Source organism: Rhizobium album (genome assembly GCF_003122325.1).
In the GTDB taxonomy this organism is placed as follows: domain Bacteria; phylum Pseudomonadota; class Alphaproteobacteria; order Rhizobiales; family Rhizobiaceae; genus Metarhizobium; species Metarhizobium album.
Genome location: NZ_QFBC01000002.1, coordinates 325130 through 347127 on the forward strand (window position 1 = coordinate 325130; position 21998 = coordinate 347127).

A 21998-nucleotide genomic window follows, 5' to 3' on the forward strand; every position below is an offset into this window, starting at 1 on the left:
CCTTAGCTCGATGCGGTCATGCCAAAGACGTCGGCGACAATGCCGAGGCCCTTTTCGTTCGCGACCTTCAGGCAACCTTCGCCGATGATCACGCCCTTGTCGGCGTCGCCGGTCTTGGCGACTTCCTTGTCTTCCTGGATCTTGCGGAACCACAGCCAGGAGGCAAATTCCGGATCGATGAAGAAGACGTTTCGGGCAAGCGTCGGGCTGGCGGACTGGACGACGTTCGGCTCGACCATGACCTTGCCGAACGGGCCTTCGTAATAGTCGGCCGTCGCAACCATCGTGTTGCCCTCGCCGCTGTCGACCGAGTAACGGAACGGCGCGACGTTGGCGTCGGACATGATGGAGACGAATACGGACTTGATGTAGGAAGAGCCGACGACCTTCTTGAACTTGGCGCCGTTGTTGAAGCCCTGCTGCATCACGCCGTCCATGAGCGTCTTCGTGAACGCACGCTGCATGCCGTTCGTAGCCGGAGTGGTCACGCCGCCGACAAAGCCGCCGTTGGCGCCACCGGAGCCGCGGGAAACGTTGCTGGTGATCCAGGTCGGAAGCCCGCCGGAACGACGGACAACGCCAGCCTGAGAAGGCGTGTTCGACAGGATCGAGAATTCGACATCCTTGCGAATGCCGACGCCCTTCTTTGCCTTCTGGTACTTGCGCTTGAGCACATTACCGGCTTCGGACGCAGCTTCCTGCGAACCGGAGATAATCCAGTCCTTGCGGAAGATCTGCGTGTAGTTGCCCGGCCGCACGGGCGGGTCAGCCTTGTCGAAGGTGTATTCCTCACCTTCTTCGCGGGCGTTGTCGCCGGGCGCCTCCAGGCTGTCGGTGATCCATTCGGGATGGATGCCTTCAGCGGAGCCCTTGGGCAACATGGTGTAGATCGGGGTATCTTCCGGGTCGATGCGGGATACCACATCGGCCAGGGTCTCTTTGTTGGTCGTCGCGTTGGACGTCCGAACGGTATTGGTAATGACAGCCATTGGGCTGCTCCTCGAAAAACAGGGTTGTTATTCGAAGTCGATCGCCATTGCGTCTTTGATCGACCCGGTGCGGGCCAGTCGTTTCATCGCATCCTGGTTCTGCCTGGTTTTCTGCTGGGTCTTGTTGCTGGCCTTGGCCGGTGCAACAGGGGCCGGCGCGTTCGCCACCTTATCCATGGCCTTCTTCTTCGCTGCCTCGGCTTGCATGCCAAGGCGGGCGTAGTGAGCGAGCTTGAAATATCGGTGGTCGGTGACACGGGCGAGTTCCTGATCGGAAAAACCGATCTGGCGCGCTGTATCGAACGCATCGTCGAAGAACTTTTCGTGCTGATCCTTCGACTTCAGCAGATCAGGGAAGGCTTCGTGAAGGGCTTTCTTCTCAGCAAGCAGCTTTTCACGCTGCTGCTCTTCGGTTAGCGCGTTCGCGACTTCCTTTGGCTCGCCGGCAAGTGTCAGCAGTTCGTTGACCTGCTCCATGGCAGCATCGTAAACGGCCTTCTGGCTGGCGAATTTGGTCGGATCTTTCACCGCAAGAGCACGATCCGGCTCGGGCGGCAGCTGATCCACCAGGAACTTTGAGAGCGCGGCGGCGGTTTGCTCGACGCGCTGCGACATGGCTTCCAGATTTCGGCGGCTGTTCGCCACCTCCTGGGTTTTGCTGCGATAATCGCGCTCCCTCATGTAACCGAGCTTCAGTTCCTTCACGGGAACCTGCTCACCGCCCTTCAGCGTGATGACGGTGTCGTCGAGCTTGGCGTCGTCGATCGACTGTTCGTCGTCATCGTCGCTGCTCTGACCGTCGTCATCGCCGGTTTCGGCGTCATCAGGGAGATCGGACGGAAGATCATCGTCTTCCCCATCCGGGAGTTCGGCCGCATCGTCGCCGTTGTCCTGGCTCGGGTTGGTATTGGCGTCGTCATCTTCGCCAAACTCCGCGAAATCCAGAGCACGGGGGTCGTTAAGGCTGAACGCGTCAACGGTTTTGCTCCCGCCGTCTTCCGGCAGGTTGGCACTATCGTTCATGGTGGATTGTCCTTTGCAGGAGGGTGGAACGGCCGGCGTTATGCGGGCGCGTTATTCGCAGCCTTTGCTTCTTCAAGAATGAAGTTGAGCCTGCTGCGGAATTTCCTGATCGCCCGCGCCTCGGCGGCATAGGCGGATCGCGTCTCGTTGTCAGTCGGGGCCGCATTGATGCACGCGTTCACCGCGCTGCGCTCCAGTTCGTCCCACATCTCAGTGAAATACGGGATGTCGAGCATGCTGCGGACTGCGGCAACGCGCCGGCGGAGGATTTCTTTATCGGTCATCCTGGCTCACCTCCGATATGTACTGGCGTCGGCTGCTCGCGGGTCATGATCTGGATCGCGTTCTGTTGGCGCTTCAGCTGCATTTCCTGATCAATCTGATACCGCTTCAGGTTCATTTCGGCAGCGAGCTTTTCGCGCTCGATGATCAACTGGTTGTCCAGCTTCATCTTCTCGATTTGAGCATCGGACTGCGCTTTCGCCTGATCGGCGGCAGCCTTGGCCTTGATCTTCTCCATCTCAGGATCGGTCTTGCCCTGCTTTGCCTGAACGGCCTTCTGGATCGCTTCCGGCGTCGGCTTGGTGATGTATGGCAATGACGAAGGCAGGCCGGCAGAGAGCACCGTCTTGTCGATCGCCATGTAGAGGTTATCGGGCGTCACAAACGGGTTGTCGATCGCACCGAAGGCCAGGAGCAGCTTTTCCTGCAGGGTGTTGACGACGTTCATCGCCATCATGTCACGCTCGCGGGTGCCGGCGCCAAGGCCCGTGTTCACCTTTGCGTCCATGTTGGCGTTCCATGTGCGCGGGTCGAAATCCACCCATTTATCGCGAAGGCGCACGGTGCGCGGTTTGTCCTGATGCTTGACCGTGAGTTTGAGAAGTCCCTTGAAGACCTTCACCAGATTGCCGGCGATGGTGCGGACCATCAATTCCGTCTGACCGACCCCTGCCTGCTCCATCAAAGCCGATGCCTTGGCTGTCACGTTCTGCAAGGCGTCAGGTGCCAGACCGCCAGCGGCGTCGGTAATGCCTGTGCGCTCGGACAGTTCGCGGTCGAGATATTCGAGCATCCCGAATGACTGATCTGCAACCATCGGGATCTGCGTCCATCCGAGCACGGCGCGCACATCGGGCACATCATCGGCGACGCGGATCGGCTTGCCGAACGTCGGCGTTAGGACCGCATCAGGGTTGGTAATGGCGCCTTCGCGGACAATCGGCTGCTGATTGTTCTGCCAATAAAGGTTGTCGATCGTCTGGCGCAACAGCACGGTGCGGATGACCTGCAGTTCCATCCCGTCGTCGGCAAGAGAATGGCCTTCACGCTGGTGCGGACGGCGCTCGCAGGTCACGTCGGCAAAAGGAACCTCGTCCCATTCCTCGTTTTCAAGCTGAAACTCATCCCGGATGCCGCCGGCATAGACCATGCGGCGAAGCTCTGCGATGCCGTCCTCGTCCTCATCGATCCGAACATAGAGTTCGTAGTATTCGACCTCCTGCATCGACTTGACGACATCATTGCCGTGGCTGAAGATTTCCCGGCGCCGCGACTCCTCTTCGGAGTCATCCTTCGCCTTTGCTTCCGGCAATCCCCATACCAGATCACGGTCATAACCCATCGCGACGAGGTCTGTTCGGCGCAGGCGCTTGTTGATGCCGACCATCGGGCTTTCGTCGATATCGAGCGCATCAGGATGGATCAGGAATTCTTCCGGCGCGATTGCGCGGACTTTCGTCAGGCCCTGCTCCTCGCGACGACGGATCTTCACGTTGTAGACCGGCACCTCTTGCGGCCCCTGCGGCGTGTCGACCTGCATAGTCGACTGATCGGCTTCCAAAACGGCGACATCGTCGTCACTCACCAGCTGCACTAGCGACATCTCATCGAGGCCGGTATGCCGCGAGACAGAGACGGTGATCTTTTTGTCGTACCACCAGTAGAGGATGCCGTTGCGCAGCTTCAAGGCGTCATTGATAGCGTCCTGTACAGCCACACGGCCATTGCTCTCGGGGAACACGACATTGTTCACATAGTCGGTGGCCTGCTCTGCCTTCTCTTCGTCGCCACGCTGCACGGGCAGGTATTCGACAATCTTGTCGCCGCCCAGGATCACGCGCATGATCGAAGGCAGAACCTTCTTCGTCACCGATCGGATATCACGGCTGACGACTTTCGACCGGCCTTCCTGCTCCGGGATGTACGCCTGGGTGTCGCCGTCGTAAAACTCGTTGACCTTCTCACGATCCGTGGATTGGTCGTCACGATACTTCTCGCACTCGCGCACGAGTTCGGCGATGGCCGCAGAGAAGGTATCATTCGCCTCTTCTGCCATCAGGCCGCGACCTTCTCGAAAGGCTGGATATCGGCGAAGAGCACGCCCTCTGCGCACTCATGCCAGACCTGATTGCCGGCTTCATCCTTCGTCGCGTACTCGCAGCGAATGAAGGTGTGTGCGTACTGCCTCGGCTTCGGCCGAAACCATACATCACGGACGAGGTATACACCGCCGTCCCACTCGGCTCGGCGCGGCTCGCCGAAGAATTCGCCATGCGTTCCCATCATGCCACCTTGATCGCTTTGAATTTCCAGTCATCAGTCTTCGGCTTCGGCGGCGTGTACGCCACACACATCAAACCGAACGCATCCGCGCTATGCGAAGACCAGTCGTGTTCCGGCCCGAGGCCGATATCGCGATGATCGTCTTTCTTCTCGTGATACCAACCGAGTGCGTCGCGCCCGCCCTGCGTCGTCGCCTCATGAAACCAGATCGCCGGGAAATGCTGACGGGCCGCCTCAATCCGCTTTTTCGCCGCGCCCTTGCCCTGGTTCGGTATGACCGTCACCCGATAATCGGCTTTCCGGAAGTATCCCTGATAGCTAGCGTCGAAAACGCTGTCCTGCTTCTCGCCGTCGTGCGGCAACCAGATCTGGCAGCGATCCGGCGTATAGCCGCGGGACCGGAGCCAGTGCACATGCGTTGCAGCGTCCTGCCCCTGAGCCTCGTAATGGTCGAGCACCCGGATTTCCTTGCCGACGAACTGCGCGATCCACATCACGAAGTTATCAGCCAGGCGCCCGGTACCGCCGATGTCCACGAAAGCGCGATAGGTCATCAGCGGATCCGGCGGTACACGCCCGATCCTGCCGTCGAACTTCGCCTTGTTCAGCGCTTCCGCGAAATACGCACCCTCAATGACCGTGACGAAATCGCCGTCCCAGATGTGGGCGTATTGATGCGGGCGCTCGATGAAATCGCGTTGGCGCTGGCGTTCCAGCACCGCCGGGAAACGCGGGTTGTCCTGATAGTTGATCTCCACGACCTTGTATCGTGGGTCAGTGCCGAGTCGGAAACGCTTGTGCGTCGCGCTCTTGCGGCTTTCCGGGTTCCACGTCACCCACAGTTCGCTGTCATCTTCGCGCAGCGTCGGAATGAGCTTCGTCCAAGCCGCATCGGTGACAGGTTCCGCTTCATCCACCCAGCACAGCAAGATCCGCGACTTCGACTTTATGCTGTCGACGTTGCGATCGAGGCCGGAGAATGAATACGATATGCGTCCACTGGCCGTCCGGATGTATTTCTCGCCAATGTCGAAGTGCGGTTCCAGCCACGGTTCCGACCGGATTGCCGCTTTCACCTCTTCTAGCGAACTGTCTTCGAGCGAGTTCATGAACTGGCGGCCGCAGAGGATGATGCCCTCGCGGCCAGCCATTTCCCAGATGTAGGCGCGAACGGCGGTCATCTTTGCGAAAGACCTGGTCTTCCCAGACCCTCGACCACCATATGCGCCACGAACATCAGCCTCGCCCGAGAAGACCGGGATCAGCTTCGGCGGCAGTTCAACCCTTGCCGTCTGCATTCGGTGTCAGGGCGACCAGCTCGACGCGAACCGGCGTCATACTGCCGTCGCTGCTCTTGTGGTCGATCTCCTGCTTTTCGCGCCACTGCTGCGGACGGCGGTTCGTCAGCCACAGCTTGGCCGCACCAGGGTCAGCCGGGATCTGCTGCGAAAGCCGGATGATTTCGTATTCGCCGTCTTTGCCCTTCACCCGTTTCTCGACGAAAACGACCTCGCCAACGGCGCGCCGATACAGGCTGTCGGCCACGTTCGCATCAGCAATCGTTTTGCCTTCATTGAGCGACTGAAAAAAAGCGGGGAACTCGTCCTTCCAGTTATTGAAGGTCCGCTCCGTCACGCCGAAGAATTCAGCCATCTCCGCATCCGTCAGGCCAAGCAGCGCGAGCTTGCGCGCCATGTCGTTCATCGATGGATCGTATAGGCTATCGCGACCCGGTCCCGCCTGAGAATGCCCGACGAGGAACCGGCCGCTTTCGTCACGGTCTGCCATCGATCACCCGCGGATCAGAGGCTGGCCATGGAGCGGGCCGCTGCCACGGAAGACTGCACAGACTGGCGATAGTCTTCTTCCGCACTTCGCTTGGCGCAATCGTTGTAGGCCCGAGCCTCGCCGCCACGACGCAGCGCGATGGAGATTGCTTCGATCAGCAGCTCGGGATCTTCGCCGAAGACATCGACAACGCGACGGCCGATCAGAAGGGCCTTGCTGTGGCCGGTGGACACGATCTGCGCAAAGCGGCAGTCTTCGACGATCATCTCGATCTTCTGTTTGCGGACAATGGCGTCCTGTGCGGCAGATGCTTCATCGGCCTGGCTCACGTCAATTACCAGTTTCGGCATGATCATTTCCTTCGGTTGGTTGATGTTCCCGCCTGCCACGCTTACGCCGGCCTATGCATGACATCCCCTGGCAGCCTCCGGCGCCGATCTGCTCGGGCGAGCGTGGCCTTCGCACCGTCGCGGGTGGGGCGGAGGCGAAATGTGGCTGCTGGGGTGGCTCTTATCCTCACCGGATACGGGGATGGGTTAGGCGGCGGGCAAATGACGCCAGTGCGTCGGGGCGTAATAGACGTACATCGATCCATCAGGCGTCCAAAACATCGGCCTCGTCTCACCAGGGATACGTGTGCGCTTGATCAGAGACTGGACATTGCGCTCGCCATCGGCGTCATCGATCTTCGTCATGATCTCAACGCCTTCCGGGGCGGAGCTGATATCTCGCCAATTCGTCATGTCCGTTCGATCCTCAGAAGAACAAGAAAGATGATCGTCGCGCCAACTGGGAAGACCAAGCTGACAATCGATCCAGGCACAGTGAAGAACCCAATCCCCATCATGACGGCGCCGATCCATAACCAGATGCGGGTCTTCATCGCTCTCTCCATGGTTAGGCGGCGATCAATGCGGGAGGCGAGCTCGCATCGGCTGGTCAGGATTGCGAGGGATGTCGACATAGCCAATCCGCAGGCTGCTGTAGCCGCTGGTAAGCTCTCGACGGAAGGCGAAGCACCATTCCTTGGCCGTGATCCGGCGGCGACCTTGACAATTGTAACGGACAGCGACTGCTGCCACCCTTTTCGATTGGCGTGCCGCCCTGATTAACTCAGCACTGACGACGATGATGATCAGCGTAACCACACCAGCGCCAATCATGGCAAAAGGTACGAGAAACCAGATCATCACTCTCTCCAGATGGAATGAAAAATAATTCCAAAGACGCCGATACTGAACCGCAATTCCCGGCATCTTTGGGATGGTTTTTTCTACGTTTGAGAGAGAAAGAGCCCGGTGACGATCCGGGCTCGAAGAGAAATTTGATGGTTACGCGCTGATGTCGGGGTCGATATGCATATAGGCCAGGACAGCAATCGACGTGTCGGCAAAACCATGAGCGCTTGTGATCAGCGTACTTCGCCCGCCGGACGGGGCGCCGATGCTCGGCACTTCGGCCGGGATGGCGCAGATATCCTGGATGACGGCATCCAAGGCCGGGGCCGGGTATTCCTTGCCTGCAAGAGGCTGGACAAGCACCTGGGCGTCAATCGGAGCGGCGGCAGTCGGCATCGATGTGCACATGACCGCCGCCATCATGGCGAGGCCAGCGCAGAGAATACTTCGCATGAAGCGCATGCTCTTTCCTTTCTGCTGGGTTGGGAATGAAAACGCCCCGCCGCCGGGATCGGAGACGGGGCAAACTGGTTGGCCGCTACGTGCTGCTTCGCTCGGCGCCCTCACGAAAGGTTCTTCGGCCGAGTACCCATTACCAAATTCGGTTCTGACCAGCTTGATATGCGGCTCAAGGCCGGGGTGGATATGAAGGATCGAGGTAGCGTTTAACCACTCGGAAACGGCACTACGATAAATTGCAGACGATGCAACGACCACGCCGGGATCCGGGATGCGACAAACAGCAATCATCCATATTTGCGCTGCACTTACGTTTGGCGTTACGGCCGCCACGGCTCATGCGGAGAGGTTTGATTCTTCCGAGTATGGTGAAATTGCTGCAAAGATCGTGATGCTCCGGTTGACAAATGCTTCATGCGCGAAGTTTGGCATCCAGTTCTCTTCCGAGGGCCTGATTTTCGATGAAATGGTTGGGCAGGAGCAAGAAAAAAGCCTTGATCTAAGGCTCACCATCGCCGCTGCGGCGAACCTCGTTAACGAGAAATTCGACCAGATCGGCTATCCTGAATATTGCAGTCGGGTGCTCAAGATGTATCCCGAGATGCTGAGATCCTTCTGATCGCAACGGGCGCATTTCTCCCGTCGCGCCGATTGCATTCGATCGGCATCAGGACCGGCAGCAGGCGTCACAGCGAATATGACGGAGCGCAATCAGTCGTCCTTGGCTGAATATTTATACCGCTTCGCGAAATTCATCAAGGGCTTGATCGTCTTCCAGGCTGTCAAGCTGTTGAATGATCGCCTGCACGCGGGCCTTGCCGGCAACATCCATGCTGTCGATGTACGCCTCGGCGTGCTTCCGAAGCGATACCGTGCGGCTGCGGCCCTTCGGCAGGATGCGGCCCAGCTGGGTATTCAGCTTTTCACGTCGGCTGATGCGGGCGTTCTCGACGGCGCTGTGACGGCGGAACTTGAAGTCCTGTTCCTTCATGAAGGCGAGCGCTGCGATTTCCGCCAGATCGGTATCGCTGAAGGCGTGGGGCTGGCCGTCGCTGGAAAGCTTCAGGACGCTGTTGACGCCGTCGATCTTGCGCACGAAATCAAAACCCTTTGCCTCGTCGTAGCGGATGAAGGCATAGCCGACCAGGAGCGGGTACCGGCGGGAATGGAGCTTGCGGCTCCGGTGCTTGCGGATCTCCCGCCAGAACGACGGCATGTAGACGTCGATGCCTTCTGTTCGCAGGTTCCGCTCAATCACGCTTTCCCCGATCCGGTTCGGCGGCGCGTCGGCGGCCTTGCGGGCCATCTTCTGGAAGCCTGGCGTGACGCGGATGGCAAACCAGCGCTTCCGGGCGTCGACATCGTCTACAGGCTCGACGAGGATGCTTGTCCGGGACCGGAACGATTTCGGATTGTTGCCGAAGTGGATGACCTCCCGCGCCGGCAGGATATCGCAAATCGTCGGGATGCAGCGGGCCGCAGTCGAGTTCGCCGCGTCCAGCGTTTCGAACACCTGATCGCCCCAGACCTTCATCGCACCATGGCCGTTAGGCACGACGATGACAAAGCCGTCGCGGGAACCGCGGCCAAGGTGGTCAAACTCGTTGATGATGGACTTTCTCGCGATCAATTTAACCCTCCTCGAGTGCCGCGCTAATCATCGCGGCAAAAGTTTCGTCCGCTATCTGCCATTCATAAGAAACCGGCTTAGACGCCCCCCTGCCGAAGTAAGAGCCCAGCGCGTCTCTTCCTGCTACTCGCATTTCTGTGTTGGGCTCCTTGATTGCCTGGATTGCAGCACGCGCACATTCGATCCAGTCCTCCCGTCCTTCAAGGCGCGAGAAAACCTCTTCTCCGTCCGTCGTACGCATACGCGCCTGCCAAATCGCAAAAGCTACTTTTTCAACAATTTTCGGCATTTTGAGCTTCCCCGTTTCGTTTACACACCCATGAATCCCGTTCCTTGCGTCAGCATTGTCGTCTACACGCCGCCCGTGCCTTAGCTATATTAGGCCCGCCTAACGAGTAAATTCCAACTCTGCGACTGCCAGAACATCATGCCGCCCTCCCCGCCGGCGCCCGGCGCTTCTTCGTCCGTTGGAAAATCACGTTGGCGAGGCCCTGCCAGAGCGGGACGCGGTGCGTCTGGGCGAAGCGCTTGGCCTCAATGTCGATCGCGCCGCCTGCCTTCAGTGTCTCACCGACGTCTTCCAGCGTCACCGACCCGGAAAACTCGGGATCGTTCATGATGTGCTCGACGGCCTTGATCAGGTTGGCGGATATCGGCGCAAATCCAGCCTGGACGAGGATTTCCAGATACTGGCGGGCGCGCATCGCGCCTCGACGGCCGATGACAGCCTGAATGACGCCGATGGCGACGGTGTCGCCAGGCTTGTGAGGCTTCCCCGGGTGTTTCGGGATGCGAACGCCGGCACGCTGGCAGACCTGCAGGATCGTGACAGCATCGTCGTCGCCGGCCGTCAGCATCGCGAAGAACAGTTCCAGGCTGCTGACAGCCTTCCGGTTCTTGTTCACGCCGACGAAAACGCTGGCCTCCTCGCGGATGTCTTCGGCTTTGACGATGACGGCCGGGACGTAGGTGATCATCGGATGCATGCGAGCCGCCTCGAGGCGGTGCTGGCCGTCGGCGGCGTGGTATCTGCCGTCTGGCTGCGGAACGAGCGTGAGTGCTCCGAACAGCCGCCAGGTGAACGTCCGGACCATCTCCTCGACCTTGTTCAGATCGAGCGGCCGCTGATAGGTTTCCTCGACGCCGATCTTGTTGACCTCGATCCAGTCGAGAACCGGCACCTCGCCGGGGTCGGATAGTGCGCCTTCGTCGATCATGCTGACCTCCCTACCGCCGCTATGGGTTTGTCCGTTTTTCTCATCACCAAGATGTGCCTGGATCCGAAACAGACACGCTCTGCCGCGGCGCTTGGCTTAAAAGCCTTGATCGGCGGGCAGACACCACCAGAACCGATTGTTCCGGCGGATTGCGCAACGACAGCGCTGCCGTCAGGCAAGAGGAAAGCCTCGACGTCAAAAGCAAGGTCTATCGTTCCGTCGAACCCTGATGAGGCGAACGGCCGCAAAACACGATCGACATCATCCCGCCAGGGGCCGTCAGTCCAGACGACGCAGATCGAACCATCGCCTGCTCGATATCGACGCGTAGTGACGGAGAACACGACGCCTGGGAATAGGCGACGCAAGAGTTTGCGAACAATCTTCGCGGTGTCGATAAGGTTGATCGAGCGCGTCATGCGGCAACCGCCTGCGGATGCAGTTCCCGCGCTTTCGCAAGAGCCTCCATAAACAGGCCGTGATCGACCCAGTGCTTTTCCTTCATGTGTTCCGGCCACATGTCCCGGTGAACTTCGTGGGCGGCGATCCAGTATCCTGTCGCCCCTGGCACTTCCTCCAGGGCGAAACTGGTCACGCGCCACTGACTGTTGCGCCACAACTCAACCTCACCTTCGAGGAGGCGGTTTTCGTCAAATCCATGCTCGTCACGCGTCATAGGTCTTCCTCTCTTCCAAGGGGTTGATAACTGTTGGGGATTTGCTCGAAACGGCGATCTGCGCCGACGAACTGAAGCTTGATCGACCCGACCATGCCGCACATGGGCTGGCGGCGGATCTTCTGCGCGATGGCGAAAGTCACGCTCTTCTGGTAGTCGCGGTATATGACAATCCCGGCATCCGCCTTGTTGCGCCAGTGCGCACTGCCGGCCAGGTCGTACAGCTGCGGCACCGGCTCCCGACCGTCTACGACACCACCGAGTTTTCGAGGGTGAACTACCATCCAGACAGTGCAGTCGTGCAATTTGCCGAACCGCTTGCATTTCGAAATCAGCTGCGAAACGAATTCCGTTTCGGTCAGCTTGTCCGGCCGGGATGCCTCGATCTCGTTGTAGGGATCGAAAATGACGTTCCTGACGCCGTACCTGATCACGGCCGCTCGGGCGCGCTCCAGCAACCAGTCAATCGACGGCGTATGCTCCAGCGAACCGATGATGAAAACCCGGTCGCGCAACCAAAGCATTGCCGCCGTGACATCGTCTTCGGACATCCGGGCGTTCGGCCCGTCATAGAACGGATTGCCGGCCCAGATTTCGCAAAGGTCAGCTATCTGATTTGCGTGCCCGGTCTCCGGCGAGAAGATTGCCCACTTCTCATCGCGAAGCCTGGCCGTTTGGATGATGACCTGCGACAGCCAACGCGATTTGCCGTGGTTCGGAATTCCGGTCAGGCAGATGAACTGACCGGGGATGTACTTGAACGCCCGGTCCATCTCGGGCCATCCGGTGGAGACCGGTTGAGGTCCGCGGCCGTGGTAAAGGTCCATGACGTCGATCGCGAAGTCCTCGACATCGTGAAGCCCTTCGAGCGGCCAAGGCTCCGCAAATTCGACCGCCTTCCGTAACTCTTCGGCGCCGAGCTTCACAAGGCATTCGTTGCCGTCCTTGATCCCCGCCGGCATCTTCACCCGATAGGAGCGGTCCTTGCCGACACGCTTGGCGATCTGCTGCGCCAGCAATTCACCGGGCTTGTCCATGTCGGATGCTATCAAAACGCGCCGAACCTGCGTGATCAGTTCCCAGTGCGTGCCGAAAGGCTCATAGCGCTTCTCGCTTTCCTCTTCCTTCGGCGGCGCCCCATTCGGCAGCGAAACGACGTGGACGAAGCCGGCCTGGACGAAAGTCATAACATCGACTTCGCCCTCGCAGATGATCAGATCTTCGCCGGCGCCGATGCTGTCGGCGTTGAAGAATACCGGTTCCGGGTCTTTCTCCTGCCTAAAATGCTTCTCGACAGTGCGATACTTGACGTTGCGAAGCTCCCCGTCCCACTCGTACGGGAACGCGATGCAGTCCTCTTCCCGTTCGGTCTGCGGGAACCAAACGCGGGTCTTGTACACGCCGAAGCGTTCGACGATTTCCCGCGATATTCCACGCTTCTGAAAATAGGCGATTAGCGTATCGGGCTGATCGCAGCGTGCGGGCCGAACCGGTTTTTTATAAACTCGGCTTTCCCGTGCCGGCCGATATCCCTCCCCGCCCGTCGCGCCCGAAAACTGGCAATGATGGCACAACCAGACAGCACGGCCGTCGTTCTCGATCGTCACCGACAGGCAAGGATCGTTTTTCTTCCGGCGGCTGCTGCTGCAGCTGGGGCAAATGGTTTTGTGGCTGCCGGGCTTCTCGTCCCGGAGACGGATACCGTGCTCGGCAAGTGCGGCGCGAGTGTCAGTCATCGTCCGCGCCCTCCCCCGAACAGGAAGTCGTTCGTCAGGTGGCCGTCCTCACCGCGGCCGTCACGGGGCTTTCCGGCTTCGTCGAGTTTGCCCTTGTACCAGTTTCGCCATGCTGCCCGCCAATCGAGCTTGGCGCCGTTCTTGCTGGACAGCGACCAGTTTTTCATCCGCTCGGCTTCGGAGATGGCCCTTGGCCTCGACATGCCAGCGTCGACCGCTTCGTCGATCCATTCGTCCGGGCACTGCCAATCCGGCGACAGCCGAAAAGCGCGTTTTTTGGAAGAAACGTTAGTTTCTTCTTTTATTAAACTCTGAGCTTCTGAGTTTGGCATAACGACCGCATTGCGCTCGCTTTGCGGATGCTCATTATGCGCATTGTTTTGTCTACGTTTTTCCCATCCTGCTTTCGCGGCAGAAGAATTTTGCTCCTGCATTTTTGCGCGCTCTCTGAACGCATTTTCGCAGCGCTCATTCCACAGGCCGCATTTCAATCGGATGATTTTCCCATCGCCGACAAGGCCGTCGAGCACCTTCGAAAACGTCCTGCGGTCGCTCCCGCACATCCTGGCAAGACGCTCTTCCGTCTGGTCCAGCGCGTGCCCCCTGGCATACATTTCCATAAGCAGAACGGTGTAGACTCCGATCTCGTGCGCCTTCATCCCGCGGATGCCGCCGACAAAATCATCCTGATACCACTGGATGTACGGCAACACGCAGTGCTCGTAGCTCGGCACATAGTCAGGGTTCATTGCGCCGGCTCCCCGCGCCCTGGCGCTCCTGTCGATCGCACCAGCGCCAAGCATCGTGGATGCTCTTAGCCTCCTTATCCCAGTCGTAGCGCGGCCCGTACCATTCGAGCTTGTCGCCGAACTTCAATGCGCGGCGCAGGAACAGCCGCCCGAGATCGGATTTCGGGAGCCGAACAACATTGGCGACAAAGCGCACTGTCGCCGACGGCGGCCGCGTCTTGTGGACTGGGAAAACGACGACACCGTCGCGCCTGGTAACGGTGATCATGCGAACGCCCTCCTGCAAAGGCGATACGATGCCGCCAGCTGCACGGCCTCGACGATCTGATCGCCGTCAAGGTCGAACCGCTCGCGGAGTTCGCGGCGGAGGCCGTCTTTCAGCTTCGCCTGGTCGGCGAGCCGCATCGCGGCGTTGGTGACGGACTCGGAGGTCGGGGCGGCCGTCATGCGGACACCGGAGGACTAGAGCAAACCCCGATGGAGGCCGTGGGGACTACGAAAAACCATTGATCATCCCATTTCATAGCCAAGCGGATTGCGGCGGTCCTGATCCTTGACATCTCCGCCTGTGAAGGAGCCAGGGTTCCCGCCTCCCATTTGGACACAGTTCCCTGCGTCACACCCGCAAGCCGCGCAAAATCAGCTTGGGTTTGTTTGAATACGTCAATTCGAATATGTGCTATCGGTCGCATAATTCGAATATATGCCCACCGGAATTAACGAGCAAGCAATATATTCGTTTTAGAATACAGATATGCGAAAAATATGAGGAAGCCCCGTGTCAACAAACATTGCAAAGCTGGTTTTTAACGCCAGACGCAAATTGCGGATGAAGCAATCCGAGTTAGCTGTCGCTCTAGGAGTGTCTCAAGGAAGCGTTTCAAAATGGGAAGCAGGTAGAGAGAGCCCGCGAGCGGAAACAATCGAGAAACTCAAAGAACTCGCTGGCATGACTTCCGAAGACGCGACCCATAAATTTTCGGAAAAAGCGCTTGCTATTGTGGACGTGCCCTACAGGGGCCGTTTTTTTGACAATACCGGAAGTGAGCCGGTAAATTTTGAAGAGCAGGCGACTATCCGAGTGCCTATTGATACACGCATCGATCCCGCAAATCTGGAAGCTTGGCGCGTTTTGGGAACCTACCAGAACTTACCTCGAGATTTTGTCGGGATTTTCGAGCTGGCTACAGCGGAAGAGTTGCTATCCTCTTACAGACACGCTTTTCGCCACTACACGATGCTTTACACGTTTCTGGGGAGGGACGAAACAATCCGATATTCTTTAGGCAAAATTCGGGGAATTGTTGCACGAAAGGACGGCGTTGACCTATCACGATTTTATCTCTGGCCGATCGACAGGAAGACCCAGGATCTAAGCCTCCCCATGAACATTGAATTGGACGGGACAGTTGCAGGTGGCGCCGTGAAATTGATCGGCATTTTGACACATGTGATTTACGAGCCTGATAACCGAGACTGATAAGGTCTTCACGACAAGAAAATTCCAATTCGAATTTTCCTCTTGATATAAATTCGAATTGGAATACGATTACTCATCACCGGCCGCGACTGAGCCCGCGAAAGCGAAGTTTGCGAAACGCCGCCGGGTCAACGATGAGGAACACCCATGTCGATAACCGACGAAGAGAAAAAACTGATCGGCAAGGCCATTGCGGCCAAGCGCGCCCAGGCCGGGCAAACTCTCGCGGTATTCGGCGGTGCCCTCGGCATAACGCCATCCGCTGTCCACTATTTAGAGGCCGGGACCACTGTCCCGAGCACCGACACTCTGGTGAAGCTGCGCCGCGAATATAGCCTCGATCCGCTGATGTCGATCGCCAATCCGGATTATCGTGTGGAAACGGCCGACAACGACGCTCTCCGCGAAGCCTATCTGGAAGACAACTTCGGCACTTCGCATCGCGGTGATGCAAAGCCCTCGCATGTGCATGCGAGTGATGCGCGCGAGGACGATTGGATAACCCAACAAGAACTCCATATGCAGAGCATCGCCGACAATTCCGGGTCCATGGTCGAGGATGCGATCGAGCTTCATGCCGCGCTGGTCGCCGAAGACGACAAGCTCTATACTGCCGACGGGAAGCCGCTGGCCGACAAGGCCACGCTCGACGCATCCTGGCGCCGAGAGGTTAAGGCCTTCAGGATCTTGGCCCGGATGCAGTGCAGGACCGCAGAAGAAGCGCAGGTGAAGCTGCGATACTTCCTGCGGCAGGCAGAACCCGACGAGTATTCCAACATCGAGAAGCTGACGCTCGACGCCTATGTCGACGAGGCCGACAAGGGAACTGGATGCGGCGATCTGACCGCAGACTTCCTGCAGTCGCTGCTGGTGGAGCGGGTGTGATGTGCCAGCGGAAGCTATTTCTCCGGCTTCTGTTTGGATCGGTAGAACTCCCGAAGCTTCATCCATTGTTCGGCCCGCTTGCTATTCGATGCCATAGCAGGGTCGACAACGGCGGCGTCTATGCGTTCGATTTTCCCACCGATTGCGTCACCAATCGCCTGCAGATGCGCCATGATTTCATCCCAGCTTTGCGGATGACCGTTCGCGTCGAGGAGCACATAAACCGTATTTTCGTCGGTGAATTGTTGCGTTGCCCATTCTTCCCAACTTGCGGCCTGTCGGGCGTTGTCCCTAAGTGCCCCATCCAACGATTGCTCAAGCTGCGCAGATCTCGCCTGGTCGGCTCTCAAGGCCTGGTTCTGAGCTTCCAAAATAGTCAGCTGCTCCACGAAGGCGGAACGTTCAGTCTCTGCATCGAAGGAATAATGCAGGCGGTGAACGATTTCCGAATTCAAAGACCGCTTGCTGTTTGCGGCAGATTTTTCAATCGCCGTTTTGAGTTCTTGAGGAAGCCGAAGCTTCATTTGGGGATCATCTCTGGTCATGGCAAATTATGAACCACCGTGGTCTTGACTTCAATGGACCACCGTGGTTTATCATGCAAATACTAACGAGAGGTTATCATGAAAGGTGCCCGACAGTTACCGCAGCAAATAATCAGGCTTCCGCTCGATGTGAAAGCCTTTGTCGATGAGCAGTCCGAACGTTACGGCAGCTCGCAGAACAGCGAAATCGTCCGCGCCCTACGGGAGCGGATGGACAGAGTGCAGCGTGAGGAAATGCCGGCTCCGGCCGGGGAATAGCAGGTAGGGGCAGCAGTCGCCAAACGTCGCCCCATACCTGAAAACCATTTTCAACAAAGGATGCCAAAATGGACAGCCAGTCCAATAGCACACCTGTGCCGACAGTTCAAATCGGAGAAGAGCAAAACACCCCGCTTCCGAAAGTCATGGACGGGAATATCGGCGGCCACCTGGTGAAAGCGGTCGATGGCCGCGAGGTTCATCGCTTCCTGCAGTCGAAGAAGGATTATTCCAGTTGGATGAAGGACCGTATCAAAAAGTACGGCTTCGTCGCGAACATCGACTATGTGGTTTTCACCCAGATTGGTGAAAACCCTTCAGGTGGTCGGCCGGCGACGGAGTATCTTCTTTCCATCGGCATGGGTAAAGAGCTTGGGATGATCGACCGATCGGCGCGAGGCCGGGAGATCCGCAAATACTTCATAGCCATCGAGGAGCGGCAGAACGCGCAGAGCGCCCGCCCCATCAGCCTTGCTGAAATGGCGCTGCAGAACGCCCAGGCTCTGGTAGATATGGAGCGTCGCCAGGCCGAACAGCTGACTGAGCTTGTTGCGCAACGGGCCGATATTACTGCGGCCCGCGAGGATATTGCCGAAATCAAGCAGGCGCACACCGTGCTTCCCAAGATGCCCTCTGACTGCGAAGGCATCGAAAGGATCAGGGCGCGCATGAACGACCTCTACAAGCTTTCCGTTCCGGTCGTTGACAAGATCATGCGCGACAGTCCCTTGGCGCCGACGATCCGCGTTCTTGTCCGCAATCCTCACGCTGAAGGCGTGCACAACGCGGGCTTCGCCAAGAAGGAAGTCTCGGCAATCTTCAAGCGCTTCGTCAGCGAATGCGTTCACTCTGCGGGGAAACTCTATACGCACCCCTATATCGTTGGACGCTTTCAACTCGTGAAAGGCGGTGACGAATGATCCGCGCCAAAGAAATCATGCTGCTGCTCGAAATCGCCGACCGGGCAATCCTGGCCGACGCGGCCACGGCAAAGCGCCGTCGGGCCGAAGCCGAGCTTCGCCAATCCTATAAGGCTTGGAAGATCGAAAACCGCGTTGACGACTTCATGCCCGCCGGCTCCGCGGATCTCGAAAAGATGCGCAGCGCGACCGAAGAGGAATTCGTCCTGCTCGGCGAGGCGAAGGCGGCTGAAGCGAATGCTCGTCGTCGCCTTGAAACATCTGTCCGCCGCTATCGGGGAGTTGTCGAAAATGGTTAAGGCTCCGAAGATGGATCAATCGCGTCGATCGTACATCATGACCCGCGTTGCTCTGATGTTCGACGAGCATTCGGTCACCGACGATGAGGTGACCGAGCTCTTCAACACCCCGCACAAATTCCATCAGGATTTGACCATGGCGCGCCATGTGACCGGCGCCGCCCATGCTGTGGCAGAAGCCACCTATCAACGGCTCATCGAAGAAGCCAGGGCGATCTGGGGCGACGACGCAGCGGCCCAGCTGGCTGACAAATTCCAGATGGCAACGCCCGCAAAGAAATAATCGACCGGCTCAATTTTGAGCCGATCTCCACCGTTTCAAATTCTCGGAGAAACCACCATGCCGAACACATCAGTTCCGGCCACCGGCGAAGCCGTGCCCGCGGGCGCCGCCGATCCGCTCCTGTCGACCATCCTCAGCTACCGCGACGGCTGCAAGGCCTACGCTGACGGCCTGACCGAAGAGGATATCGACAATGACGATACCCTTTTCGAGCGGACCTATGGCGAGCAGATGCGCGCGCTCACCGCTTGGCAAGATCCAGCCACCACGCCGGAAGGCGCGATCGAGGCTCTTCGCCTGATCAAAGATGAGCGGATGATCACCGAACCAATGGGCGTCGCCATGGTCGACGCGGCTATCGGCTATTTGGAAGGAAAGGCGGTGCAGCAATGACTTCGAACCTCTTCCCGTCACTCACGGTGTCGATCAACCGCGAGCGATACGAACCTTCTGACCTGTTCTATTCCCTCCTTGACCTACATCATCTTGCGAAGACGATGGTCGGGTTCATGTCCGAGATGGATTACGGGACCAGCGACAATCGCAACCGTGATCTGGATAGGGCCTTTGCACTCGCAAAAATCGTCTCTGACCACGTCCATTTGGTCACGGTTATGGCAGCCACGTTGGACGGAGGCCCCGGCGAAGTAGGGAATATGCTGTCATGACCCCCACCCTCTGGACACTGATTGTAACCTACTTCGAAGCTCAGGTAGCGTGGGAAGCCATTTTCGATAAGCCCCAAGACAAAGACGGCGCCAGTCCGGAATTTATCAAGATGGACGAGGTGCAGCGGGAAATCATTGAGTACCGTTGCCAGTCGCTCGCTGAAATTTCGGTGAAGGCTTCCTTCTTACTCAACGATGACTCGACAATGGATCGCCTCATCAATTGCAAGCGCAACGGGGAGCCGGTCATTAACTTCCTTTTGCGGTCGATGATCGTCGAGGAGGAGGAGTGATGGCTCACCCGCTCCTCACACAGGCCTCGTGCGCCGTCGCTGGTGACATCGCCGAAGTAAAGGCCATCGCTAACCACCTCGCTCAGGTCATGAAACGCATTCATGGTCTCGAATGGCGGGTCGAGATCGAACACGATCCAGAGGTCGCCATGGTCCTCGTCGTTCCGAAACTCGATGAAGAGGGGCGTCGATGAACCAGATCCTCAATGAAGCGATCGACCGCGGCTGGCTCGCAATCGCTCTTATCCGCGTCTGCCAGGCGGCTTGCCACGACACGGCGAACGGCCTGCGCGATCAGAAGGACATCTATCTCGGTGGCGCCCTCTGGCAGGTGTTGACGCATGCGCAAGAGATCCTGGACCGGAACCAGGACTTCTTGCTCGAGCGCATGGAAGCCATCCTTGAAGCTGAAATCTCGCAGGATGGCCCTGTGGATAATGGGGAAAACTCGTGATGACGGACTATGAGCGCCACGACACGAAAACCGCGAATGCCGAAGCCAAGGCAGCATTTATCGAACTGGTGAAGGCAATGGCCCGCGCGCAGGCTCGTATTGACCTGCTGCCCCCTGCCCCCGTCAATGACAACGACAATGGAAAGGGCACCAGGGGATCAGCATGAAGCGCGCTGTCATTTACGCCAGATACTCGACGGACCTGCAAAACGATGCGTCCGTCGAGGACCAGATCAGGATATGCACGGCCCTCGCCGAAAGGCAGGGGCTGTCTGTCGTCGGAGAGTATCACGACCGAGCCAAGTCCGGCGCCTCGATGTTCGGCCGCCCAGGGCTGGCGAGCATGATGCAGGCTGCCGAGCACGGCGCTTTCGAAGTCGTCATTGCCGAAGCGCCCGACCGCCTGTCACGCGACATCGCGGATCTTGGCTCCATGCACAAGATGCTGACGTTCCGAGGGATCGAGCTTCATTGCGTCAACGGCGGGAAGATCGACACGATGCAGGTCGGGCTTTACGGCCTGGTCGGCCAGATGCAGCGAGAGGAAGGGGCGAAGAAGGTCCGACGCGGTATGGTCGGTGTTGTTCAGTCCGGCAGGAGCGCCGGCGGCCGCAGCTACGGCTATCGTCCGGTACCGGGGAAGCCCGGTGAGCTTGAGATTGTCGAATCCGAGGCGGAAGTGATCCGGCGGATCTTCGATTATTTCGCGGCCGGCATCTCGCCCAGGACGATAGCGGGGAAACTCAACGACGAAGGGGTTGCTCCGCCCCGTGGCACGAAATGGAACGCATCCACGATCAACGGCAACGGCGCACGTGGCTATGGCATCCTGAGAAATCCGCTCTATGCCGGCACGCTGGTCTGGAACCGGGTCCGGATGATCAAAGACCCGTCCACGGGAATGCGCGTATCACGGCCGAACGATGAAGCCGATTTTCAAAGGCAGGAAATGCCTCACCTTCGGATCGTCTCAGACGAAATTTATCATGCCGTCCAGCAGCGCAAAGAGGCTCGGGGTGGCAAGCACGCCAAAACGACAGCGAAGGGCAAGCGCCTGCTGTCCGGACTGCTGAAATGCGGGAAGTGCGGAGGGGGATTGTCGATCGTTGGCGCAGACCGGAGCGGCCCGCGTGTCGTCTGCAGCACCCACAAAGAATCAGGCACCTGCGACAACAATGCTCGCTACTACGTGGAGAAGATCGAGCGGAAGGTTATCGACACTCTGCGGATGCAGTTCGCCGACACCGATGTTATTGACGCCTACGTCAAAGAATACGAGGCCGAGCAGAAGCGGGCGACGCTGGAACGGCGCAAGGGACGTGCCGCAGCCGAAAAAGGCCTACAGGAGGCCAAGGACGCTATTTCCGCAGTGGTCCTGAAGCTGGCGAAGGGTCTGATCGAAGATGACGACGCAGCGGCCATTCTGCCGGGTCTGCGTGCGGAGCGCGAAAGGTTCAAAGCCGAACTCGAAGCGCAAGAGCCGGAACAGAGGGTCATCGAGATCAAACCGAAGGCGATTGAGAAGTTTCGGGAGAGCGTCACGCGCATCGCCGACATCCTAACGAGGCAGGACGGCGAATTCCATATCGACCTGATGAAGCACTTCCGACAGGTAATTGCCGCTGTCATCGTCCAGCCCCGCCGCCCTGGCGAGGAATATCAGATCGAAATCAAGGGATATTTGTCCAGTTTGATCAGCCCGGACTTGTCGGCTGTTATAGTGGTAGCGGGAGAGGGACTTGAACCCCCGACACGCGGATTATGATTCCGCTGCTCTAACCACCTGAGCTACCCCGCCATATCCGGGCCGAAAGAGGCGTTTTGTGCCCGGCCCGTCTGGATGTGCGGCTTATAGAATCCCCGCACCTCCAGTGTCAAGCGCCTGATTGGGGAAAACTTTCCG

37 protein-coding genes and 1 tRNA gene are annotated in these 21998 nt (G+C 58.5%); 14 read left to right on the forward strand and 24 right to left on the reverse strand.

Features of this window, described 5'->3' with window-relative positions; all coding sequences use genetic code 11:
- Positions 1–2 precede the first annotated feature (2 nt).
- The 12 genes from DEM27_RS05725 to DEM27_RS33475 form a co-directional block, all read right to left on the reverse strand.
- On the reverse strand, positions 3–989 hold the full coding sequence (locus DEM27_RS05725) for a DUF5309 domain-containing protein (RefSeq protein WP_109457241.1): 987 nt from the start codon (positions 987–989) through the stop codon (positions 3–5).
- Positions 990–1016: 27 nt separating this feature from the next.
- A complete protein-coding gene (locus DEM27_RS05730; protein WP_109457242.1) occupies positions 1017–2012 on the reverse strand; it encodes a hypothetical protein in 996 nt (331 codons plus the stop codon).
- A gap of 38 nt (positions 2013–2050) precedes the next feature.
- Positions 2051–2296, reverse strand: coding sequence for an MBL fold metallo-hydrolase (locus tag DEM27_RS05735; RefSeq protein ID WP_109457243.1), 246 nt, complete (start codon positions 2294–2296; stop codon positions 2051–2053).
- A complete protein-coding gene (locus tag DEM27_RS05740; RefSeq protein WP_109457244.1) occupies positions 2293–4350 on the reverse strand; it encodes a portal protein in 2058 nt (685 codons plus the stop codon). Before DEM27_RS05740 ends, DEM27_RS05735 begins: the two co-directional genes overlap by 4 nt.
- Complete coding sequence (locus DEM27_RS05745; RefSeq protein WP_109457245.1) at positions 4350–4580, reverse strand: hypothetical protein; 231 nt, start codon at positions 4578–4580, stop codon at positions 4350–4352. The genes DEM27_RS05740 and DEM27_RS05745 overlap by 1 nt, the downstream gene beginning before the upstream one ends.
- Entirely contained in the window at positions 4577–5875 is a 1299-nt protein-coding gene (locus tag DEM27_RS05750; RefSeq protein ID WP_109457246.1) for a PBSX family phage terminase large subunit, read from the reverse strand. Before DEM27_RS05750 ends, DEM27_RS05745 begins: the two co-directional genes overlap by 4 nt.
- Positions 5856–6281 (reverse strand): helix-turn-helix domain-containing protein, encoded by a 426-nt coding sequence (locus DEM27_RS05755; RefSeq protein ID WP_109457247.1) that lies wholly within the window; start codon positions 6279–6281, stop codon positions 5856–5858. Before DEM27_RS05755 ends, DEM27_RS05750 begins: the two co-directional genes overlap by 20 nt.
- 98 nt (positions 6282–6379) lie before the next feature.
- Positions 6380–6715 (reverse strand): hypothetical protein, encoded by a 336-nt coding sequence (locus tag DEM27_RS05760; RefSeq protein WP_128755441.1) that lies wholly within the window; start codon positions 6713–6715, stop codon positions 6380–6382.
- Between the two features lie 186 nt (positions 6716–6901).
- On the reverse strand, positions 6902–7060 hold the full coding sequence (locus DEM27_RS33870) for a hypothetical protein (RefSeq protein WP_165823355.1): 159 nt from the start codon (positions 7058–7060) through the stop codon (positions 6902–6904).
- A gap of 44 nt (positions 7061–7104) precedes the next feature.
- Positions 7105–7248 (reverse strand): hypothetical protein, encoded by a 144-nt coding sequence (locus DEM27_RS33875; RefSeq protein ID WP_165823356.1) that lies wholly within the window; start codon positions 7246–7248, stop codon positions 7105–7107.
- 25 nt (positions 7249–7273) lie between these two features.
- Entirely contained in the window at positions 7274–7555 is a 282-nt protein-coding gene (locus tag DEM27_RS05770; RefSeq protein WP_109457250.1) for a hypothetical protein, read from the reverse strand.
- Positions 7556–7696: 141 nt separating this feature from the next.
- A complete protein-coding gene (locus DEM27_RS33475) occupies positions 7697–8260 on the reverse strand; it encodes a hypothetical protein (RefSeq protein ID WP_128755442.1) in 564 nt (187 codons plus the stop codon).
- A 13-nt stretch (positions 8261–8273) separates the two neighbouring features.
- On the opposite strand from DEM27_RS33475, the gene DEM27_RS05780 reads away from it, so the two are divergent.
- On the forward strand, positions 8274–8621 hold the full coding sequence (locus DEM27_RS05780; RefSeq protein ID WP_109457252.1) for a hypothetical protein: 348 nt from the start codon (positions 8274–8276) through the stop codon (positions 8619–8621).
- Between the two features lie 114 nt (positions 8622–8735).
- Here the strand turns inward: DEM27_RS05780 and DEM27_RS05785 are convergent, their stop codons facing one another.
- From DEM27_RS05785 to DEM27_RS35165, 10 genes are all read right to left on the reverse strand, one after another.
- Positions 8736–9632: a transcription termination/antitermination NusG family protein gene (locus tag DEM27_RS05785; RefSeq protein WP_109457253.1), complete on the reverse strand. Its 897-nt coding sequence runs from the start codon at positions 9630–9632 to the stop codon at positions 8736–8738.
- 1 nt (position 9633) lies between these two features.
- Positions 9634–9921: a hypothetical protein gene (locus DEM27_RS05790; RefSeq protein WP_109457254.1), complete on the reverse strand. Its 288-nt coding sequence runs from the start codon at positions 9919–9921 to the stop codon at positions 9634–9636.
- Positions 9922–10057: 136 nt separating this feature from the next.
- Positions 10058–10849, reverse strand: a complete 792-nt coding sequence (locus DEM27_RS05795) for a ParB N-terminal domain-containing protein (RefSeq protein WP_109457255.1) — start codon at positions 10847–10849, stop codon at positions 10058–10060.
- Positions 10846–11268 carry an LPD29 domain-containing protein gene (locus DEM27_RS33480; protein ID WP_128755443.1) on the reverse strand — a complete coding sequence of 141 codons (423 nt, stop codon included), beginning with the start codon at positions 11266–11268 and terminating at the stop codon, positions 10846–10848. The genes DEM27_RS05795 and DEM27_RS33480 overlap by 4 nt, the downstream gene beginning before the upstream one ends.
- Positions 11265–11525 (reverse strand): hypothetical protein, encoded by a 261-nt coding sequence (locus tag DEM27_RS05800; RefSeq protein WP_109457256.1) that lies wholly within the window; start codon positions 11523–11525, stop codon positions 11265–11267. The genes DEM27_RS33480 and DEM27_RS05800 overlap by 4 nt, the downstream gene beginning before the upstream one ends.
- A complete protein-coding gene (locus DEM27_RS05805) occupies positions 11522–13261 on the reverse strand; it encodes a toprim domain-containing protein (protein ID WP_109457257.1) in 1740 nt (579 codons plus the stop codon). The genes DEM27_RS05800 and DEM27_RS05805 overlap by 4 nt, the downstream gene beginning before the upstream one ends.
- Complete coding sequence (locus tag DEM27_RS05810; RefSeq protein WP_109457258.1) at positions 13258–14010, reverse strand: DUF1376 domain-containing protein; 753 nt, start codon at positions 14008–14010, stop codon at positions 13258–13260. The genes DEM27_RS05805 and DEM27_RS05810 overlap by 4 nt, the downstream gene beginning before the upstream one ends.
- Positions 14000–14278, reverse strand: a complete 279-nt coding sequence (locus DEM27_RS05815) for a hypothetical protein (protein ID WP_109457259.1) — start codon at positions 14276–14278, stop codon at positions 14000–14002. Before DEM27_RS05815 ends, DEM27_RS05810 begins: the two co-directional genes overlap by 11 nt.
- Positions 14275–14457 (reverse strand): hypothetical protein, encoded by a 183-nt coding sequence (locus DEM27_RS05820; protein WP_109457260.1) that lies wholly within the window; start codon positions 14455–14457, stop codon positions 14275–14277. Before DEM27_RS05820 ends, DEM27_RS05815 begins: the two co-directional genes overlap by 4 nt.
- A complete protein-coding gene (locus DEM27_RS35165; RefSeq protein ID WP_109457261.1) occupies positions 14454–14702 on the reverse strand; it encodes a helix-turn-helix domain-containing protein in 249 nt (82 codons plus the stop codon). Before DEM27_RS35165 ends, DEM27_RS05820 begins: the two co-directional genes overlap by 4 nt.
- Before the next feature lie 86 nt (positions 14703–14788).
- Between DEM27_RS35165 and DEM27_RS05830 the strand changes: the two genes are divergently transcribed.
- On the forward strand, positions 14789–15490 hold the full coding sequence (locus tag DEM27_RS05830; RefSeq protein ID WP_128755444.1) for a helix-turn-helix transcriptional regulator: 702 nt from the start codon (positions 14789–14791) through the stop codon (positions 15488–15490).
- A gap of 147 nt (positions 15491–15637) precedes the next feature.
- Positions 15638–16375, forward strand: a complete 738-nt coding sequence (locus DEM27_RS05835) for a helix-turn-helix domain-containing protein (protein WP_109457263.1) — start codon at positions 15638–15640, stop codon at positions 16373–16375.
- Between the two features lie 14 nt (positions 16376–16389).
- On the opposite strand, the gene DEM27_RS05840 is transcribed toward DEM27_RS05835, so the two are convergent.
- Positions 16390–16920 carry an Arc family DNA-binding protein gene (locus DEM27_RS05840; protein WP_109457264.1) on the reverse strand — a complete coding sequence of 177 codons (531 nt, stop codon included), beginning with the start codon at positions 16918–16920 and terminating at the stop codon, positions 16390–16392.
- A gap of 78 nt (positions 16921–16998) precedes the next feature.
- Between DEM27_RS05840 and DEM27_RS05845 the strand changes: the two genes are divergently transcribed.
- The 11 genes from DEM27_RS05845 to DEM27_RS05890 all read left to right on the forward strand — a co-directional run bounded on the left by DEM27_RS05845 (position 16999) and on the right by DEM27_RS05890 (position 21860).
- On the forward strand, positions 16999–17178 hold the full coding sequence (locus DEM27_RS05845) for an Arc family DNA-binding protein (RefSeq protein ID WP_109457265.1): 180 nt from the start codon (positions 16999–17001) through the stop codon (positions 17176–17178).
- Between the two features lie 68 nt (positions 17179–17246).
- The gene (locus tag DEM27_RS05850; protein WP_109457266.1) at positions 17247–18098 is read left to right on the forward strand and encodes an antA/AntB antirepressor family protein; all 852 of its coding nucleotides are present in this window, start codon (positions 17247–17249) and stop codon (positions 18096–18098) included.
- Between the two features lie 17 nt (positions 18099–18115).
- A complete protein-coding gene (locus tag DEM27_RS05855; RefSeq protein ID WP_128755445.1) occupies positions 18116–18397 on the forward strand; it encodes a hypothetical protein in 282 nt (93 codons plus the stop codon).
- A complete protein-coding gene (locus DEM27_RS05860) occupies positions 18336–18680 on the forward strand; it encodes a hypothetical protein (RefSeq protein ID WP_128755446.1) in 345 nt (114 codons plus the stop codon). Before DEM27_RS05855 ends, DEM27_RS05860 begins: the two co-directional genes overlap by 62 nt.
- Before the next feature lie 57 nt (positions 18681–18737).
- On the forward strand, positions 18738–19073 hold the full coding sequence (locus tag DEM27_RS05865; protein ID WP_109457269.1) for a hypothetical protein: 336 nt from the start codon (positions 18738–18740) through the stop codon (positions 19071–19073).
- Entirely contained in the window at positions 19070–19348 is a 279-nt protein-coding gene (locus DEM27_RS05870; protein WP_109457270.1) for a hypothetical protein, read from the forward strand. The genes DEM27_RS05865 and DEM27_RS05870 overlap by 4 nt, the downstream gene beginning before the upstream one ends.
- A complete protein-coding gene (locus DEM27_RS05875) occupies positions 19345–19641 on the forward strand; it encodes a hypothetical protein (protein ID WP_109457271.1) in 297 nt (98 codons plus the stop codon). The genes DEM27_RS05870 and DEM27_RS05875 overlap by 4 nt, the downstream gene beginning before the upstream one ends.
- On the forward strand, positions 19641–19835 hold the full coding sequence (locus DEM27_RS05880) for a hypothetical protein (protein ID WP_109457272.1): 195 nt from the start codon (positions 19641–19643) through the stop codon (positions 19833–19835). Before DEM27_RS05875 ends, DEM27_RS05880 begins: the two co-directional genes overlap by 1 nt.
- Complete coding sequence (locus tag DEM27_RS05885; RefSeq protein WP_109457273.1) at positions 19832–20095, forward strand: hypothetical protein; 264 nt, start codon at positions 19832–19834, stop codon at positions 20093–20095. The genes DEM27_RS05880 and DEM27_RS05885 overlap by 4 nt, the downstream gene beginning before the upstream one ends.
- On the forward strand, positions 20095–20262 hold the full coding sequence (locus DEM27_RS33880; RefSeq protein WP_165823357.1) for a hypothetical protein: 168 nt from the start codon (positions 20095–20097) through the stop codon (positions 20260–20262). Before DEM27_RS05885 ends, DEM27_RS33880 begins: the two co-directional genes overlap by 1 nt.
- A complete protein-coding gene (locus tag DEM27_RS05890; RefSeq protein ID WP_109457693.1) occupies positions 20259–21860 on the forward strand; it encodes a recombinase family protein in 1602 nt (533 codons plus the stop codon). Before DEM27_RS33880 ends, DEM27_RS05890 begins: the two co-directional genes overlap by 4 nt.
- On the opposite strand, the gene DEM27_RS05895 is transcribed toward DEM27_RS05890, so the two are convergent.
- Positions 21817–21893: transfer RNA gene (locus DEM27_RS05895), tRNA-Met, on the reverse strand. The two genes, DEM27_RS05890 and DEM27_RS05895, sit on opposite strands and share 44 nt — an antisense overlap.
- Between the last annotated feature and the right edge of the window lie 105 nt (positions 21894–21998).

Coding starts and splice junctions, on each gene's coding strand:
- DEM27_RS33875 (WP_165823356.1), bottom strand. CDS start 7,248: ATGAAGACCCGCATCTGGTTATGGATCGGCGCCGTCATGATGGGGATT.
- DEM27_RS05740 (WP_109457244.1), bottom strand. CDS start 4,350: ATGGCAGAAGAGGCGAATGATACCTTCTCTGCGGCCATCGCCGAACTC.
- DEM27_RS33880 (WP_165823357.1), top strand. CDS start 20,095: ATGACGGACTATGAGCGCCACGACACGAAAACCGCGAATGCCGAAGCC.
- DEM27_RS05880 (WP_109457272.1), top strand. CDS start 19,641: ATGGCTCACCCGCTCCTCACACAGGCCTCGTGCGCCGTCGCTGGTGAC.
- DEM27_RS05820 (WP_109457260.1), bottom strand. CDS start 14,457: ATGACGGCCGCCCCGACCTCCGAGTCCGTCACCAACGCCGCGATGCGG.
- DEM27_RS05730 (WP_109457242.1), bottom strand. CDS start 2,012: ATGAACGATAGTGCCAACCTGCCGGAAGACGGCGGGAGCAAAACCGTT.
- DEM27_RS05750 (WP_109457246.1), bottom strand. CDS start 5,875: ATGCAGACGGCAAGGGTTGAACTGCCGCCGAAGCTGATCCCGGTCTTC.
- DEM27_RS05870 (WP_109457270.1), top strand. CDS start 19,070: ATGACTTCGAACCTCTTCCCGTCACTCACGGTGTCGATCAACCGCGAG.
- DEM27_RS05845 (WP_109457265.1), top strand. CDS start 16,999: ATGAAAGGTGCCCGACAGTTACCGCAGCAAATAATCAGGCTTCCGCTC.
- DEM27_RS05735 (WP_109457243.1), bottom strand. CDS start 2,296: ATGACCGATAAAGAAATCCTCCGCCGGCGCGTTGCCGCAGTCCGCAGC.
- DEM27_RS05850 (WP_109457266.1), top strand. CDS start 17,247: ATGGACAGCCAGTCCAATAGCACACCTGTGCCGACAGTTCAAATCGGA.
- DEM27_RS05755 (WP_109457247.1), bottom strand. CDS start 6,281: ATGAACGACATGGCGCGCAAGCTCGCGCTGCTTGGCCTGACGGATGCG.
- DEM27_RS05745 (WP_109457245.1), bottom strand. CDS start 4,580: ATGATGGGAACGCATGGCGAATTCTTCGGCGAGCCGCGCCGAGCCGAG.
- DEM27_RS05865 (WP_109457269.1), top strand. CDS start 18,738: ATGCCGAACACATCAGTTCCGGCCACCGGCGAAGCCGTGCCCGCGGGC.
- DEM27_RS05875 (WP_109457271.1), top strand. CDS start 19,345: ATGACCCCCACCCTCTGGACACTGATTGTAACCTACTTCGAAGCTCAG.
- DEM27_RS33480 (WP_128755443.1), bottom strand. CDS start 11,268: ATGACGCGCTCGATCAACCTTATCGACACCGCGAAGATTGTTCGCAAA.
- DEM27_RS05795 (WP_109457255.1), bottom strand. CDS start 10,849: ATGATCGACGAAGGCGCACTATCCGACCCCGGCGAGGTGCCGGTTCTC.
- DEM27_RS05805 (WP_109457257.1), bottom strand. CDS start 13,261: ATGACTGACACTCGCGCCGCACTTGCCGAGCACGGTATCCGTCTCCGG.
- DEM27_RS05725 (WP_109457241.1), bottom strand. CDS start 989: ATGGCTGTCATTACCAATACCGTTCGGACGTCCAACGCGACGACCAAC.
- DEM27_RS35165 (WP_109457261.1), bottom strand. CDS start 14,702: ATGCGACCGATAGCACATATTCGAATTGACGTATTCAAACAAACCCAA.
- DEM27_RS05815 (WP_109457259.1), bottom strand. CDS start 14,278: ATGATCACCGTTACCAGGCGCGACGGTGTCGTCGTTTTCCCAGTCCAC.
- DEM27_RS05840 (WP_109457264.1), bottom strand. CDS start 16,920: ATGACCAGAGATGATCCCCAAATGAAGCTTCGGCTTCCTCAAGAACTC.
- DEM27_RS05800 (WP_109457256.1), bottom strand. CDS start 11,525: ATGACGCGTGACGAGCATGGATTTGACGAAAACCGCCTCCTCGAAGGT.
- DEM27_RS05770 (WP_109457250.1), bottom strand. CDS start 7,555: ATGATCTGGTTTCTCGTACCTTTTGCCATGATTGGCGCTGGTGTGGTT.
- DEM27_RS33870 (WP_165823355.1), bottom strand. CDS start 7,060: ATGACGAAGATCGATGACGCCGATGGCGAGCGCAATGTCCAGTCTCTG.
- DEM27_RS05855 (WP_128755445.1), top strand. CDS start 18,116: ATGCTGCTGCTCGAAATCGCCGACCGGGCAATCCTGGCCGACGCGGCC.
- DEM27_RS05860 (WP_128755446.1), top strand. CDS start 18,336: ATGCTCGTCGTCGCCTTGAAACATCTGTCCGCCGCTATCGGGGAGTTG.
- DEM27_RS05760 (WP_128755441.1), bottom strand. CDS start 6,715: ATGCCGAAACTGGTAATTGACGTGAGCCAGGCCGATGAAGCATCTGCC.
- DEM27_RS05790 (WP_109457254.1), bottom strand. CDS start 9,921: ATGCCGAAAATTGTTGAAAAAGTAGCTTTTGCGATTTGGCAGGCGCGT.
- DEM27_RS05780 (WP_109457252.1), top strand. CDS start 8,274: ATGCGACAAACAGCAATCATCCATATTTGCGCTGCACTTACGTTTGGC.
- DEM27_RS05810 (WP_109457258.1), bottom strand. CDS start 14,010: ATGAACCCTGACTATGTGCCGAGCTACGAGCACTGCGTGTTGCCGTAC.
- DEM27_RS05835 (WP_109457263.1), top strand. CDS start 15,638: ATGTCGATAACCGACGAAGAGAAAAAACTGATCGGCAAGGCCATTGCG.
- DEM27_RS05885 (WP_109457273.1), top strand. CDS start 19,832: ATGAACCAGATCCTCAATGAAGCGATCGACCGCGGCTGGCTCGCAATC.
- DEM27_RS05890 (WP_109457693.1), top strand. CDS start 20,259: ATGAAGCGCGCTGTCATTTACGCCAGATACTCGACGGACCTGCAAAAC.